This window comes from Claveliimonas bilis, assembly GCF_020892095.1.
Taxonomy (GTDB): domain Bacteria; phylum Bacillota; class Clostridia; order Lachnospirales; family Lachnospiraceae; genus Claveliimonas; species Claveliimonas bilis.
Window position 1 is genome coordinate 2,163,697 of record NZ_AP024845.1, and the last position, 15,961, is coordinate 2,179,657.

At 45.2% G+C, this 15,961-nt stretch carries 13 protein-coding genes and 1 riboswitch; of the genes, 12 read left to right on the forward strand and 1 reads right to left on the reverse strand.

Annotated features, from left to right (window positions below; all coding sequences use genetic code 11):
- The 12 genes from rlmN (at position 1) to EUBC25_RS10610 (ending at position 14,965) form a co-directional block, all read left to right on the forward strand.
- Complete coding sequence (gene rlmN / locus EUBC25_RS10555; RefSeq protein WP_230105444.1) at positions 1-1,071, forward strand: dual-specificity RNA methyltransferase RlmN; 1,071 nt, start codon at positions 1-3, stop codon at positions 1,069-1,071.
- Positions 1,049-1,792 (forward strand): Stp1/IreP family PP2C-type Ser/Thr phosphatase, encoded by a 744-nt coding sequence (locus EUBC25_RS10560; RefSeq protein ID WP_230105445.1) that lies wholly within the window; start codon positions 1,049-1,051, stop codon positions 1,790-1,792. Before rlmN ends, EUBC25_RS10560 begins: the two co-directional genes overlap by 23 nt.
- The gene (gene pknB / locus EUBC25_RS10565) at positions 1,786-3,822 is read left to right on the forward strand and encodes a Stk1 family PASTA domain-containing Ser/Thr kinase (RefSeq protein ID WP_230105446.1); all 2,037 of its coding nucleotides are present in this window, start codon (positions 1,786-1,788) and stop codon (positions 3,820-3,822) included. Before EUBC25_RS10560 ends, pknB begins: the two co-directional genes overlap by 7 nt.
- 3 nt (positions 3,823-3,825) lie before the next feature.
- Complete coding sequence (rsgA, locus tag EUBC25_RS10570; RefSeq protein ID WP_230105447.1) at positions 3,826-4,710, forward strand: ribosome small subunit-dependent GTPase A; 885 nt, start codon at positions 3,826-3,828, stop codon at positions 4,708-4,710.
- 4 nt (positions 4,711-4,714) lie between these two features.
- Entirely contained in the window at positions 4,715-5,377 is a 663-nt protein-coding gene (rpe, locus tag EUBC25_RS10575) for a ribulose-phosphate 3-epimerase (RefSeq protein ID WP_230105448.1), read from the forward strand.
- Entirely contained in the window at positions 5,370-6,029 is a 660-nt protein-coding gene (locus EUBC25_RS10580; protein ID WP_230105449.1) for a thiamine diphosphokinase, read from the forward strand. Before rpe ends, EUBC25_RS10580 begins: the two co-directional genes overlap by 8 nt.
- A gap of 357 nt (positions 6,030-6,386) precedes the next feature.
- Positions 6,387-6,686 carry a type II toxin-antitoxin system RelB/DinJ family antitoxin gene (locus EUBC25_RS10585; RefSeq protein ID WP_230105450.1) on the forward strand — a complete coding sequence of 100 codons (300 nt, stop codon included), beginning with the start codon at positions 6,387-6,389 and terminating at the stop codon, positions 6,684-6,686.
- Positions 6,676-6,990 (forward strand): type II toxin-antitoxin system RelE/ParE family toxin, encoded by a 315-nt coding sequence (locus EUBC25_RS10590; protein WP_230105451.1) that lies wholly within the window; start codon positions 6,676-6,678, stop codon positions 6,988-6,990. Before EUBC25_RS10585 ends, EUBC25_RS10590 begins: the two co-directional genes overlap by 11 nt.
- Positions 6,991-7,209: 219 nt before the next feature.
- Positions 7,210-8,310 (forward strand): redox-regulated ATPase YchF, encoded by a 1,101-nt coding sequence (gene ychF / locus EUBC25_RS10595; RefSeq protein ID WP_230105452.1) that lies wholly within the window; start codon positions 7,210-7,212, stop codon positions 8,308-8,310.
- A 17-nt stretch (positions 8,311-8,327) separates the two neighbouring features.
- Positions 8,328-9,194, forward strand: a complete 867-nt coding sequence (lgt, locus tag EUBC25_RS10600; RefSeq protein WP_230105453.1) for a prolipoprotein diacylglyceryl transferase — start codon at positions 8,328-8,330, stop codon at positions 9,192-9,194.
- A 151-nt stretch (positions 9,195-9,345) separates the two neighbouring features.
- The gene (nifJ, locus tag EUBC25_RS10605; RefSeq protein ID WP_230105454.1) at positions 9,346-12,885 is read left to right on the forward strand and encodes a pyruvate:ferredoxin (flavodoxin) oxidoreductase; all 3,540 of its coding nucleotides are present in this window, start codon (positions 9,346-9,348) and stop codon (positions 12,883-12,885) included.
- A gap of 99 nt (positions 12,886-12,984) precedes the next feature.
- A riboswitch (Lysine riboswitch) is annotated at positions 12,985-13,156 on the forward strand.
- A 234-nt stretch (positions 13,157-13,390) separates the two neighbouring features.
- Positions 13,391-14,965: a Na+/H+ antiporter NhaC family protein gene (locus tag EUBC25_RS10610; protein ID WP_416386681.1), complete on the forward strand. Its 1,575-nt coding sequence runs from the start codon at positions 13,391-13,393 to the stop codon at positions 14,963-14,965.
- Positions 14,966-14,982: 17 nt separating this feature from the next.
- On the opposite strand, the gene EUBC25_RS10615 is transcribed toward EUBC25_RS10610, so the two are convergent.
- Positions 14,983-15,894: a LysR family transcriptional regulator gene (locus EUBC25_RS10615; RefSeq protein ID WP_230105456.1), complete on the reverse strand. Its 912-nt coding sequence runs from the start codon at positions 15,892-15,894 to the stop codon at positions 14,983-14,985.
- Between the last annotated feature and the right edge of the window lie 67 nt (positions 15,895-15,961).

Genomic DNA, 15,961 nt, shown 5'->3' on the forward strand with positions numbered 1-15,961 from the left:
ATGGAGAAGAAAGATATTTGTTCCTATACATATGAAGAACTGCAGGAAGAAGTGGAAAACCTGCAGGAAAAAAGTTTCCGGGCGAAACAGATTTACCAGTGGCTGCATGTGAAGCTGGCGGACAGTTTTGACGAGATGACAAATCTTCCGGCAGCTCTGCGCAAAAGGCTGTCAGAGGAATATGAAATTGCAAAGGTGAAAATGCTGGAGCGGCAGATTTCCAGCGTAGATCCAACGGAGAAATTTTTGTTTGAGCTGGATGACGGCAATATGGTGGAGAGTGTACTGATGAAATACAGTTATGGAAATTCTGTGTGTATTTCATCACAGGCAGGCTGCCGGATGGGCTGCCGCTTTTGCGCTTCTACGATAGGCGGGCTCAAAAGGAACCTGACAACATCGGAAATGTTAAGGCAGATTTATCAGATCCAGAAGATTACTCAGGAGAGAGTGTCGAATATTGTGGTGATGGGAACAGGAGAGCCGCTGGATAACTATGACAATTTTGTCCGTTTTATCCGTATGATCAGCAGTGATAAGGGATTACATATCAGTCAGAGAAATATTACCGCATCCACCTGCGGTATTGTGCCCGGTATAAAAAGGCTTGCCGGGGAGGGTCTGCAGATCACGCTTGCCCTTTCTCTTCACGGGTCCACCCAGGAGAAAAGAAAGAAACTCATGCCGGTAGCAAATAAGTACGAGTTAAAAGACGTCCTTGCAGCCTGCGATGAATATTTTGAAAAAACAGGCCGAAGAGTGACGTTTGAATACAGTCTTGTAAGCGGGGTTAATGATACGGATGAGGACGCACAGGAATTGATCGGTCTGTTAAAGCACAAAAACTGCCATATCAACCTGATTCCGGTCAATCCCATCAAGGAGAGGCAGTACAGGAGACCCAGCAGGCAAAATGCCCTGAAATTCCAAAATAAACTTGAAAAAAACGGAATAAATGTTACTATAAGAAGGGAAAGAGGTTCCGATATTGATGGAGCCTGCGGACAGCTGAGAAGGCGTTACGCGGCAGCGGAAAAAGGAGAAGCAGATGAAGATATACGCGTTAACTGATGTGGGAAGAAGAAGGGAAGTAAATCAAGACTATGTATATGCGACAGACAGGCCGGTAGGGCCGTTTCCCAATCTCCTTGTGGTCGCAGATGGAATGGGCGGACACAAGGCAGGAGATTTTGCGTCAAAATTCACTGTAGAAACGCTGAAAAAAGAATTGAAAGAAAGCGAGGCCGGCAAGCCGGAAGAAATCTTCCGCGCGGCGATTGAGACCGCAAACCACAAGCTTATTGAGGCGGCTTCCCAGGACGTTAAGCTGGAAGGAATGGGAACCACGCTGGTTGCCGCTACTGTGATCGGGAATACACTTTATTTTGCAAATATAGGGGACAGCCGTCTGTATCTCATCAGTGATAATATCAGGCAGTTGTCGAAAGATCATTCCCTGGTGGAAGAGATGGTAAGGCTGGGAGGAATCAAAGCGGAAGAGGCCAGAAATCACCCGGATAAGAATATTATCACAAGAGCGATGGGTGTGAAAGACGAGGCAGAAGCAGATTTCTATGAATTTCGCATCAGAAGGGGAGATAAAATACTGATGTGTACTGACGGCCTAAGTAATATGGTAGAGGATGAGGATATGTTTGGAATCGTAAAAGGATCCAGGGATATCATAGAGGCTGTGCATATGCTGATTGATAAGGCAAATGAGGCCGGCGGAAGAGATAATATAGGGGTAGTGATGGCAGAGCCCATTGCGGACGAGGTGGATATATGGTAAAGGATGGAATATTTTTAGGGAAAAGATATGAGATATTAGAGAAAATTGGAGCCGGCGGCATGGCGGATGTGTATAAGGGCAAGGACCATATGCTGAATCGCTATGTCGCGATCAAAGTACTGAAAAAAGAATTTCGGGAAGATGAAACATTTGTCAGGAAATTCCGGTCCGAGGCACAGGCAGCGGCAGGACTTCTCAATCCCAATATTGTAAATGTTTATGATGTAGGGGAGGACAGAGGTCTTTACTATATTGTCATGGAGCTTGTGGAAGGCATTACGCTGAAGGATTACATTGACAAAAAGAGCAGGCTTTCCCCGAAAGAAGTGATCAGCATCGGGATCCAGATGTGTATGGGCATTGAAGAAGCGCATAAGCATCATATTATACACAGGGATATCAAGCCGCAGAACATTATTATTTCCAATGATGGAAAAGTAAAAGTGACAGATTTCGGCATTGCGCGGATGGTTACATCCACGACGGTAAGTACGGTGGCCATGGGATCTGTACACTATACATCTCCGGAACAGGCCAGGGGAGGATACAGCGATGAGAAGAGCGATATTTACTCTGTTGGTATCACTTTGTATGAGATGGTGACAGGAGAAGTGCCCTTTAACGGTGAATCCACGGTAGAGGTGGCTATGAAACATCTGCAGGAGGAGATCACGCCGCCCTCCGAGCTGGTTCCCGACATTCCTTACAGTCTGGAACAGATCATTTTGAAATGTACTCAGAAGAATGCAGAGCGCCGGTATGGAGAGATCGGAGAGCTGATCCAGGATCTGAAGCATTCTCTGGTAGATCCCGACGGAGATTTTGTCCATATTGTTCCCATAGGAAATGCAGATACTGTAATCATCACGGAAGATGAGCTGGATGATATCCGCAGTGCCTATGACGAAGACGATGATGATGAATATGACGAGGACGAGTACGGAGATCAGGATGATGATGAATACGGGGATGACGATGACGGAGAGGAACATGACAGCGATGAAGTAAATCCCCGGATGAATAAAGTTATAAAGATCATGACCATTGTTGTAGCCGTGATCATTATCCTTGTGCTGGCGCTGGTAGTCGGCCGTGCGGCCGGACTGTTCCGTTTCGGACCGTCCAGCGCCACAGAAGAACAGGAATCTGACCAGGTCAAGGTGCCTAACGTGGTGGGAAAAACACAAGATGAAGCCAAGAAAATCCTGAACGAGGCCGGGTTAGGTTACAAGATCGGCAAGCAGGAAGAGTCCACGAAGTACGAGAAGGGCTATGTTATGGCACAGGATCCGGAAGACGGAGAAAAGGTGGACAAAAACACTCAGATCACACTGGATATCAGTACCGGTCTTGCAGAGGAAGAGGTGGAAGTGCCCAATGTTGTAGGCCAGGATGAGGCAACGGCTCAGAAGACATTGCAGGATGCCGGATTTGTGGTGGAATCGGAAGCAGTGTACAGCAGCAATACTCAGGGAACTGTAGTGTCGACAGATCCGGAAGGGGGCACGAAAGCCGCCAAAGGTTCTACCGTTACCATTCAGGTAAGCAAGGGAGAAGAGAAGATTACCGTTCCCGATGTAAGAGGAAAGGATGAAAATACTGCCAAGAGTACTCTGTCTGCCGCAGGATTGAATGTGACAGTGGATACCGAGTACAGTGACAGTGTTTCAACAGGAAACGTAATCTCGCAGAATCCGTCAGCCGGGACAAAGGTGGATTCCGGAACAGGGGTGACTATTGTGGTCAGTCTCGGAAAGAAACCGGAAGAGAAGGTAAGCGTGCCGGATGTGACAAGCAACGTTACAGAAGCAAACGCCCGCCAGATGATCAGCAATGCGGGGCTAAGTCCCGTAAGCCAGTATGAGAACAGCGACACCGTTCCGGCCGGCTATGTGATCCGCTGCTCACCGGGAGTTGGATCCAGCGTTTCCAAAGGGACAACGGTGACGATTGTTGTAAGCCGCGGGCCTGCCGGAGGAAGTACGGAGACTCCTGATGACGGCGATGACACCACGGGTGAGGAACAATAAAATATGCAGGGGAAAATAGTGAAAGGAATTGCCGGATTCTACTACGTTCATGTAGTAGGATTCGGTATTTACGAGTGCAGGGCCAGAGGGATATTCAGGAAGGAGAATAAAAAACCTCTGGTAGGCGATAATGTAGAGATAGAAATTCTGGATGATAAGGATATGGAAGGAAATCTTGTAAAGATCCTTCCGCGGAAAAATGAGCTGATCCGGCCGGCAGTTGCCAATGTGGATCAGGCTCTTGTTGTCTTTGCCGCCGCAAAGCCGGACCCGCATTTCAATCTGCTGGACCGTTTTCTTGTTATGATGGAGGCAAAAGGAATCCGCACTGTGCTTTGCTTTAACAAAGAGGATATTGCCGGAGAGTCCCGGATTACAGAGCTGAAGGAGATTTATGAGAACTGCGGATGCCGCGTGATTTTTACAAGCGCTCTTAAAAAGCAGAATATTGAAGAGGTGAAGGATGTGCTTCAGGGCAGTACAACTGTGGTTGCAGGACCATCGGGAGTCGGAAAGTCATCTCTTATCAATCTTCTGCAAAGCGGGGTAAAGATGGAAACCGGAGAGATCAGCAGGAAGATAGAGAGGGGACGTCATACCACCAGACATTCTGAGCTGATTACATTAAACGAGGATTCTTATATTATGGATACACCCGGTTTCAGTTCCCTCTATGTCAATGATTTTGAGAAGGAAGAGCTGAAATATTATTTCCCGGAATTTACTCCTTACAATGACCAATGCAGATTTCATGGCTGCGATCATGTGCATGAGCCGGGATGCGCGGTGAAAGAGGCAGTGGACCAGGGGAAGATTCATGAAATAAGATATCGTGATTATCTGGAGATGTATCAGGAGCAACAAGAGAAGGAAAAGAGGAGGTACTGATATTATGGCATATATACTGGCGCCCTCCATTCTGGCAGCAGACTTTACCAGATTGGGGGAGGAAATGAAAGCGACAGAAGAAAACGGCGCGGAGTATTTACATTTTGACGTGATGGACGGCATGTTTGTGCCAAGTATTTCGTTTGGAATGCCTGTTCTTGCATCCATACAGGGAGCAACAGGGCAGTTTATGGACGTGCACCTGATGATCGAAGAACCAATCCGGTACATAGAAGAGTTTAAAAAGGCCGGGGCAGATCTGCTCACGGTACATTTGGAAGCCTGCAAGGATGTAAAAGCAACGCTGGATGCCATACATGAGGCGGGAATGAAAGTCGGCCTTTCCATCTGTCCGGAAACTCCGGCAGAGGAAGTAGAACCCTATTTGGAAAAAGTGGACATGATCCTTGTAATGTCGGTGCATCCGGGATTCGGCGGACAAAAATTTATTCCTGATACGCTGGAGAAAATTCAGGCAATCCGGAAAATGGCAAAAGATCAGAAACGAAAGATTGATATCCAGGTAGATGGAGGGATTTATCTGACAAATGTAAAAGAAGTTCTTGACGCAGGGGCAAATATCATTGTGGCAGGTTCTGCTGTCTTTAAGGGAAATGCAGCAGAAAACACCAGAGAGTTTATGGAGATATTGAAAAGTTATGAATAAGAAAGCAGTAATCATCAGCGGCGGAACTCTTTATGAGGAACTGGTCTTGCAGACAATCCGGGAAGAGGATGCGCCGTGCATTATAGGTGTAGACAAAGGCGTGGAATTTTTATACAGACATAAAATCGTACCCAGCTATATTGTAGGAGATTTTGATAGTCTGTCACAGGAAATCGTGGACTATTATAAGAATGAAACTCATGTTCCCGTACGGGAATTTAATCCGGTCAAAGATGCGTCCGATACGGAAATAGCAATCCGCCTTGCAATGACACTGGGCTGCGACGGTATGCTGATCCTGGGAGCTACCGGCAATCGGGTAGATCATCTGTGGGCCAATATCCAGACCCTGATGATTCCGTTTAAGGCAGGGATTGAGGCTGTGATCCTGGATCCTATGAACCGGATCCGTCTGATAGGGGGAGAAACCCATCTTAAGAAGGAAGAGGCGTTTGGAAATTATTTTTCTGTGTTCCCTCTTGGAGGCACGGTCTATGAGCTGAATATCAAAGGTGCAAAATATCCGCTGGCGGATCATACACTGACTCCTTATGACAGCCTGTGTGTCAGCAACCAAATAGAAGATGACGAAGTAGTCATCGACTTTTCCAGTGGAGTCGTTATCTTGATGGAAACGCGGGATAAAGAGTAAAAAGAATTGTGATGCAGACAGTGCAGTTTTGAGAACTGTACTGTCTTTTTTCGTGGGAAAGAGTGTCTGCCGCGTTCTCTTGAATGGGAAAATGCCTGCACAGAGGCAGCATGTATGAAATGCGCCCAAATTTACCGGGCAGCCATTGAAAAGATGGTATTATAAACGGCGTGTTGTCTTTCTAGCTTGTGTATTGCCTAAAACTATATAAAAACCATGTCAAATCAATGCAAAAGTATTGTGTTGACATTGAGTTAATACTATAATTATATAACAAAATACTTACTCTTTCTTTATCAATTGTATATGTCTTGCAAAGAGAGGGTATCAATTGCGAAAATGGGAGGAGGCAAAGAGATGTCAAGTACAATACAAGTCAGGGTAGATGACGAGTTGAAAAATAAAGCTGATGAATTGTTTAAAAAATTGGGAACGGATACAACTTCTGCAATCAGAATGTTTTTAACACAGTCTGTGATGAACAATGGCTTTCCATTTGAGATCAAATTGAACCAGTCTTCTGTGAACCTATATGCTCCGTTAAGTGAAAATGAGTTAATGCAAAAGCTGGAATATTCCATGAGACAGGCAAATCGGGGTGAATATAGAAGTGCAGATTCTTTGATCGCGGAAATGAAAGGGAAATATGGATTATAACGTTGTTGTTACAAAAAGTGCAGAAGAAGAGTTGGATAGGTTTATCCAATACTTGCTTTTTGAAAAAGGAAATGAACAGGCGGCAAAGAACGTGCTTGATGACTTTGAGCGTACAATCCGCACGTTAGAACAGGTGGCTGGAAGCTTGAAATATTGCGAGAATCCAAGACTAAAGAAAGCAGGGTATAAAAGGATTAGTTTCATGTCTCACAAGTATTTTATGCTGTATCATATAGAGGGCAACAGGGCAATTGTTGATAATATCTTTCATGAGCTTCAGGATTATGAAAAAGTTTTATGCTGATGGGAATATTTTTTGTGGCTATTTGTCCTAATCGGTGATTCGCCCGGACCGGTGATTGAAAAAAGCCCGATTTTGTGCTATACTCTATAGTCACGCTGGACTCCTTTTATGAACTGCGCGGTGGAGTTTAGAGAAACGGCGTAAAGGTAGCGCAGAATAAATTTAACGAAAGGCAGAAAGCCTTAGAAAGCAGGGGCTTTCGGATAGGTAAATCATAAAATGAAATTAGGTATTGTAGGACTGCCCAACGTAGGTAAGAGTACACTTTTTAATTCGCTGACAAAGGCGGGTGCGGAATCTGCAAACTATCCCTTCTGTACCATTGACCCCAATGTGGGCGTGGTAACAGTTCCGGATGAAAGATTAAATGTCCTTGGAGAAATGTATCATACGAAAAAGATCATACCGGCTGCAATCGAATTTGTGGATATTGCAGGGCTGGTAAAAGGAGCTTCCAAGGGAGAAGGGCTTGGCAATCAGTTCCTGGCAAATATCCGGGAAGTGGATGCGATTGTCCATGTAGTGCGCTGTTTTGAAGACAGCAATATTGTCCATGTGGACGGAAGCATTGATCCCATGAGAGATATTGAGACGATCAATCTGGAACTGATCTTCTCTGATCTGGAAATTCTGGAGCGGAGGATCGCGAAGACAACCAAGGTTGCAAGAAATGATAAGACAGCGGCCAAAGAGCTGAAACTGCTGGAGAAGATCAAGGCTCATCTGGAAGATGGAAAACTGGCAAAGAGTTTTGACGGAGCAGAAGATGAAGAAGAGCAGGAATGGCTGGAGAGCTATAATCTTCTCACTTATAAGCCGGTTATCTTTGCTGCCAATGTAACTGAGGATGATCTGGCGGATGACGGCGCTTCCAATGCAGGCGTACAGGCAGTAAGGGAGTATGCGACAGAAGAAGGTTTTGAAGTATTTGTTGTATGTGCTCAGATTGAACAGGAGATTGCGGAACTGGAAGAGGAAGAAAAGAAAATGTTCCTGGAAGATCTGGGACTATCCGAGTCCGGACTTGAGAAATTGATCAAGGCAAGTTATCATCTGCTTGGACTGATCAGTTACCTGACAGCAGGAGAGCCGGAGGTAAGAGCATGGACCATCAAGAGAGGAACAAAGGCACCGCAGGCTGCCGGCAAGATCCACACGGATTTTGAGAGGGGCTTTATCCGGGCAGAGGTGGTCGCTTATGACGATCTTATTGCATGCGGATCCCATAATGCTGCAAAGGAAAAGGGACTTGTACGGCTGGAAGGAAAAGATTACGTGGTACAGGATGGTGATATCATGCTGTTTAGGTTTAACGTATAGAAAGGATGAGGCAGCTTATGCATACATCAATTGACTTTCCTAATCTGGGCATCCACCTGGAAAATGTAGGAAAGACAGTGACAGTTTTCGGCTTTGATATTGCTTATTACGGAATCACGATCGGGATCGGAATGCTGGCCGGTATCGCCATGGCGTTGATGGAAGCAAAAAGGACCGGACAGAAGCAGGAGGATTATCTGGATCTGGCTATGTTCGGAATTATATTCGGGATCATTGGCGCCCGCATTTATTATGTTGTGTTCGCCTGGGATATGTACAAAGATAATCTGTTGGAGATTTTTAATACCCGCCATGGAGGTCTTGCGATTTACGGCGGAGTCATTGCGGCAGTCATTACTGTGTTTGTGGTGGCCAGGGTGAAAAAACAGCCGGTTGCCCTGCTTCTTGATACGGCAGTCTTTGGTCTTGTGACCGGGCAGATGATTGGAAGATGGGGGAACTTTTTTAACAGAGAAGCTTTTGGAGAATATACAGACAGCATGTTGGCGATGAGGCTTCCTTTGGATGCAGTGCGCACTTCAGATCTGACAGAGAAGATCCGGGATCACATAGAAGTCATAGACGGCGTATCTTATATCCAGGTACATCCCACTTTCCTCTATGAGTCTTTGTGGTGTCTGGGAGTTCTTGTGCTTTTGCTTTTGTACCGGACACATAAGAAATTTAACGGAGAAATTTTCCTGTTGTATCTGGGAGGATACGGCCTGGGGCGGTTCTGGATCGAAGGGCTTCGGACAGATCAGCTCTGGATTCCGGGAACGGAAATTCCGGTGTCACAGGTGTTGGCGGGAACGCTGGTGATCGTGTCAGTAATCTGGATCATATGCGGAAGAAGAAAAAAGAAAGAGACGGAATCCTTATAAATGCGGAAGGATTCCGTTTTTCCTTTTTGTACCGAAAAAGAAACAAAAGAAAACAGAGTAAAATCTGGACTTTTAAAATTGCACAGGCTATAATATAAATATATGTGAAAAAATAAATTATTATTTTTCAAAATCTAAGGAGGAACAAAAAATGGCAAGAAAAATGAAGACCATGGATGGTAATCATGCAGCAGCTCATGCGTCATACGCATATACAGATGTTGCCGCAATTTACCCGATTACCCCGTCATCTGTCATGGCAGAAGCTACAGATGAATGGGCAACACAGGGAAGAAAGAACATCTTTGGACAGGAAGTACAGGTGACTGAAATGCAGTCAGAGGCTGGTGCAGCAGGTGCTGTTCACGGATCACTGGCAGCAGGTGCCCTGACTACAACATACACAGCTTCCCAGGGTCTGCTCCTTATGATCCCGAACCTTTACAAAATTGCAGGTGAGCAGCTTCCAGGTGTGTTCAACGTATCTGCACGTGCTCTTGCAAGCCATGCACTTTCTATTTTCGGAGATCACTCAGACGTATATGCCTGTCGTCAGACCGGATGTGCAATGCTGTGTGAATCAAGTGTACAGGAAGTTATGGACCTGACACCGGTCGCACACTGCTCTGCAATCAAGGGACGTATTCCGTTCATCAATTTCTTTGACGGTTTCCGTACATCTCACGAAATTCAGAAGATTGAGACATGGGATTATGAAGATCTGAAAGATCTGGTAGATATGGACGCAATTGACGCATTCAGAAAACATGCTCTGAATCCGAATCATCCATGCCAGAGAGGTTCCGCACAGAACCCGGATATCTTCTTCCAGGCAAGAGAAGCAAGCAACCCGTACTATGCAGCTATGCCGGCTATTGTTCAGGAATACATGGACAAGGTAAATGCTAAGATCGGCACAGATTACAAACTGTTCAACTACTATGGAGCAGCAGATGCAGAGAAGGTTATCATCGCTATGGGATCTGTATGTGATACCATCGAGGAGACAGTTGACTATCTGCTGGCAGCAGGACAGAAGGTTGGTCTTGTAAAAGTACGTCTGTACAGACCATTCAGCGCACAGGCACTGATCGATGCAATTCCTGACACAGTTAAGACAATTTCTGTATTAGACAGAACAAAAGAGCCGGGTGCTCTTGGAGAGCCACTGTGGCTGGACGTTGTAGCAGCTCTGAAGGGAACAAAATTTGACGCTGTTCCGGTTCTTTCCGGACGTTACGGATTAGGTTCCAAAGATACAACACCTGCACAGATCGTTGCTGTATACAACAACACAGAAAAAGAGAAATTCACTATCGGTATCGTGGATGATGTGACAGGACTTTCCCTGGAAGAGGGCGAGCAGCTTGTTACAACTCCGGAAGGAACGATCAACTGTAAATTCTGGGGACTTGGAGCTGACGGTACAGTAGGAGCAAACAAGAACTCCATCAAGATCATCGGTGACAACACAGATATGTACGCACAGGCTTACTTCGATTATGACTCCAAGAAGTCCGGCGGTGTGACAATGTCTCACCTTCGTTTCGGTAAAAAGCCGATCAAATCCACATATCTGATCAAGAAAGCAAACTTTGTTGCATGCCACAACCCATCCTATATCAATAAATATAATATGGTACAGGAACTGGTTGACGGAGGAACATTCCTTCTGAACTGTCCATGGGATATGGAAGGACTGGAGAAACACCTTCCGGGACAGGTAAAGGCATTTATCGCAAACCACAACATTAAATTCTACACAATCGACGGTATCAAGATCGGTAAGGAGATCGGACTTGGCGGACGTATCAATACAGTCCTTCAGTCAGCATTCTTCAAACTGGCGGCTATCATTCCGGAAGAGGAAGCAATTGACCTGATGAAGGCTGCTGCAAAAGCTACTTACGGAAGAAAAGGTGACAAGATCGTACAGATGAACTATGATGCCATCGATGCAGGTGCAAAACAGGTTCATGAAGTAACTGTTCCGGAAAGCTGGAAAGACTGTGCTGATGAAGGTCTGTTTACACCGGAAGTAAAGGGCGGAAGAACAGAAGTTGTAGATTTTGTTAAAAATATTCAGGCAAAAGTAAATGCACAGGAAGGAAATACACTGCCTGTATCTGCATTTAAAGATTATGTAGACGGATCTACACCGTCCGGTACATCTGCTTACGAGAAACGTGGTATCGCAGTAGATATCCCGGTTTGGCAGTCAGAGAACTGTATCCAGTGTAACCGCTGTGCATATGTTTGTCCTCATGCAGTTATCCGTCCGGTAGCTCTGACAGAGGAAGAAGCTGCAAATGCACCGGAAGGATTCCAGACAATTGATATGATCGGTATGCCTGGAATGAAGTTCGCTATCACTGTATCAGCTTATGACTGTACAGGATGTGGTTCCTGTGCAAATGTCTGCCCGGGCAAGAAGGGCGAGAAAGCTCTTGTTATGGGCAACATGGAAGAAAATGCAGGATGTCAGGAAGGATTCGATTTCGGAAGAGAAATTCCTGTAAAACCGGAAGTAGTAGCAAAATTCAAAGAAAATACAGTAAAAGGTTCTCAGTTCAAACAGCCTCTGCTTGAGTTCTCCGGAGCTTGTGCAGGATGTGGTGAGACACCATATGCAAAACTGATCACACAGCTGTTCGGTGACAGAATGTACATTGCAAACGCAACAGGATGTTCTTCTATCTGGGGTAACTCCTCACCGTCTACACCTTACACCGTAACACCGGAAGGAAAAGGACCGGCTTGGGACAACTCCCTGTTCGAAGACAATGCAGAGTTCGGTTATGGTATGCTGCTGGCACAGAACACGATCAGAGCAGGTCTTAAGACTAAAGTAGAGTCTGTAATGGAATCTGATAAAGCTTCTGATGAAGTGAAAGCTGCATGTAAAGAATGGCTTGATACATTCTCCTGCGGCGCTACAAACGGAACAGCAACAGACAACCTTGTAAAAGCGCTGGAAGGATGCGACTGTGAAGTATGCAAAGATATCGTAAACAACAAAGACTTCCTTGCTAAGAAATCACAGTGGATCTTCGGTGGAGACGGATGGGCTTATGATATCGGATTCGGTGGTGTTGACCATGTTCTTGCAAGCGGCAAGGATATCAACATCATGGTATTCGATACAGAAGTTTACTCCAACACAGGCGGACAGTCCTCCAAGGCTACAAAGACAGGTGCAGTTGCACAGTTTGCAGCAGGCGGAAAAGATACTAAGAAGAAAGACCTTGCAGGTATCGCAATGAGCTACGGATACGTATACGTTGCACAGATTGCTATGGGTGCTGATTACAACCAGACCGTAAAAGCAATCGCAGAGGCAGAGGCATATCCGGGACCGTCACTGATCATTGCTTATGCTCCATGTATCAACCATGGTATCAAGAAAGGTATGAGCAAGGCTCAGACAGAGGAACAGCTGGCTGTAGAATGCGGATACTGGAACAACTTCCGCTTCAACCCGGCTGCAGAGGGAGCGAAATTCACTCTGGACAGCAAAGAGCCAAAACTGGAAGGATATCAGGACTTCCTGAACGGAGAAGTTCGTTACAATTCACTTGTAAGATCCAATCCGGAGAAGGCAAAAGTAATGTTTGCAAAGAACGAGGAAGAAGCAAAAGAAAGATATGCATATCTGAAAAAGCTTGTTACTCTGTACGGAACAGAAGAATAAAAGAAAAACGCAAAGCGGACGCTGCATTTTATGCGGCGTTCGCTTTTTTCTATTGACTTTATCCGGCAAAGGTGATACAACTTTATTGTATGAATAATCAGACCTGATAGAGGTGCAGTGTTCAATAGTACCACAGAATAGAAGCACGGGTATGCATACTGTGTGGAAAGGGAACATTGCCGAAGGAGATCTTGTTTTCCCGGACAGATTTCCTGGGCCGTATGCAGAATATGCTGCGGACTGTCACAACCTGTGGAGCGCTATCATTATTGAATGAAATTGATATACATAAGAAGTCCGAAGAAGGGCAGTTTATGCTATGGATGCGCTCAAGACAGCGTTATTCATAGCTTTTTCATTTAATAGGAAACTTTGTTCCCTGTTAGATAAAACGCTTCGCGGAATAGGCATTCACGCGAAGTGGAAATCTGTTTTACAAAAAGAGAGAGAGGAAATTTTTATGAGAGAGACAAAGAGAAAAATCCTGTGGCTGATCTCCACAGTAATGCTGCTTGTGGCATGTTGCCCTATGCTGGCATTTGCAGCGGAGGAAGCAGAGGAATATGTGCCGGCTATGTACGCGACTTTCTGGTCGCTGATCCCGCCCCTTGTGGCAATTGTACTGGCGTTGATCACAAAGGAGGTTTACAGTTCCCTGTTTATTGGTATTTTGATCGGAGGAGTATTTTACTCCGGGTTTGCGTTTGAAGGAACTGTAACTCATGTATTCCAGGGAGGCATTATATCTGTTCTGTCAGACAGTTATAATGTGGGAATTATTGTGTTCCTGGTTATCCTGGGAATTATGGTATGTATGATGAATAAAGTTGGCGGTTCGGCAGCCTTTGGACAGTGGGCTCAAAAGCACATTAAATCCAGAGCGGGAGCACAGTGTGCAACAATTCTTCTGGGAATTTTGATTTTTATTGATGACTATTTTAATTGTCTGACAGTGGGAAGTGTGATGCGTCCCGTGACAGATAAGCATAAAATATCAAGAGCAAAACTGTCTTATCTGATTGATGCTACTGCAGCTCCGGTGTGTATTATTGCGCCGATTTCTTCCTGGGCGGCAGCGGTAACAGGATTCGTAGAGGGGGAAGACGGATTTTCTATTTTTATTCGTGCGATTCCCTATAACTTTTATGCTCTGCTTACCATTGTTATGATGTTTAGCCTTGTTCTTCTGAAGCTGGATTACGGCCCAATGCGTTTGCATGAGGATAATGCTATCAGAGGAGATATTTATACAACGCCTGACAGACCTTATGCGGATGCGGAGAAAGAGGTTGTGGAGGGAAAAGGAAAGGTTATTGACCTGGTACTTCCGATTATTCTGTTGATCGCATTCTGTATCATCGGTATGATCTACACAGGCGGATTCTTTTCCGGGACGGATTTTGTTACATCTTTCTCACAAAGTGATGCTTCTGTCGGACTGGTACTTGGAAGTTTCTTTGCATTTGTTGTTACTATTATCTTCTATGTAGCACGCCGGATCATTAAATTCGATGAGTGTATGGCATGTATTCCTGAAGGATTTAAAGCGATGGTTCCAGCTATCCTGATCCTGACTTTTGCATGGACTCTGAAAGCTATGACAGACAGCCTGGGTGCAGATGTGTTTGTATCTGAGCTTGTGAAATCCAGTGCGTCAGGATTTATGAATTTCCTTCCGGCCATCATTTTCCTGGTAGGATGTGGACTTGCTTTCGCTACCGGTACATCCTGGGGAACATTCGGTATTTTGATTCCGATCGTTGTTTCTGTATTTCAGGGACAGAATGAGACAATGATGATCATTTCCATTTCTGCATGTATGGCAGGAGCAGTGTGCGGCGATCATTGTTCTCCGATTTCAGATACGACGATTATGTCATCAGCAGGGGCACAGTGCAACCATGTGAACCATGTAACGACTCAGCTCCCTTATGCAATTACAGTTGCAGCGGTTTCCTTTTTCGTATACATTATCGCCGGATTTGTACAGACAGCCTGGATCGCGCTTCCGGCAGGAATCGTGCTGATGGTTGCAGTACTTCTGGTAATCAGGAAAATATTTGGAAAAGAAGCGGAATAGCAATTCAGGCACATATACTATTTTCCGACATATGCTCTTGTAAAGAGCGGATGATTTTCTACGAATGAAGTAAAGGAGCGGATGGGCGGATAGTCCAGAAGCTCCTTTAATGTTACATAGTAAATAGGGCGGGAAATGCGGGGGTTAAGCGGCAGGATGCAGCACAGGGGATTTTGCAGTTTCCGGGCAATGGAGCGGGAAGCAAATCCTACGGCAAGTCCTTGTGAAGCAAGCTGTATGACAAGGTCAGACTGGCTTGTTTCGCATAAAACGCTGGGAGATATATTATTTTGTGCAAAAAGCTGTTCCATATTTTGGCGAAATGCGGAAGCTTTGGCGGGCATAATGATCTTTTCGTCCTTCAGATCCTGTATTGTCAGGGAGGATTTGGAAGCGAGAGGATTTTGTGCAGATAAAATGACCATATATCGGTCGTCCATTAACTGCTGGTAGTAGAGATCCTCCTCTGTCAGTATATTATCGGAACTGATGACAAAGGCGGCGTCGATTTCTCTGGCCGACAGCATTTTCAGAAGCGTATTACTTCCTTCTACCTTGAGATGATAGGTGATGTGAGGATACAGCTTATGATAGTCGGTGATTACACCGGATAAGCCAAGATATCCGGCGATCCATAACATGCCGATGCGCAGAGTGCCGCTTTGCTGCAGACTGTATTTTTGCATGGTATCAGACAGCTGATCTACCTGATTAAGGATACGCTGTGCCTGAATGACAAATTGCTTGCCCGCATCTGTCAAGGTGACGGATTTAGAATGCCGGATAAAAAGTGGAATCCCAAGTTCTTTCTCTAAATTTCCAATCTGTTGGGAGAGGGATGGCTGGGAGATAAAAAGGCTTTTGGCAGCGGCGGAAAAACTTTTTTTCTCTGCTGCTGCAAGAACATAACGTATTTGCTGAAGCTGCATAAGGCAGTTCTCCTTTCATATATGATATAGGAAAATCCTATCGATACTATAATATATCAATAGTTTA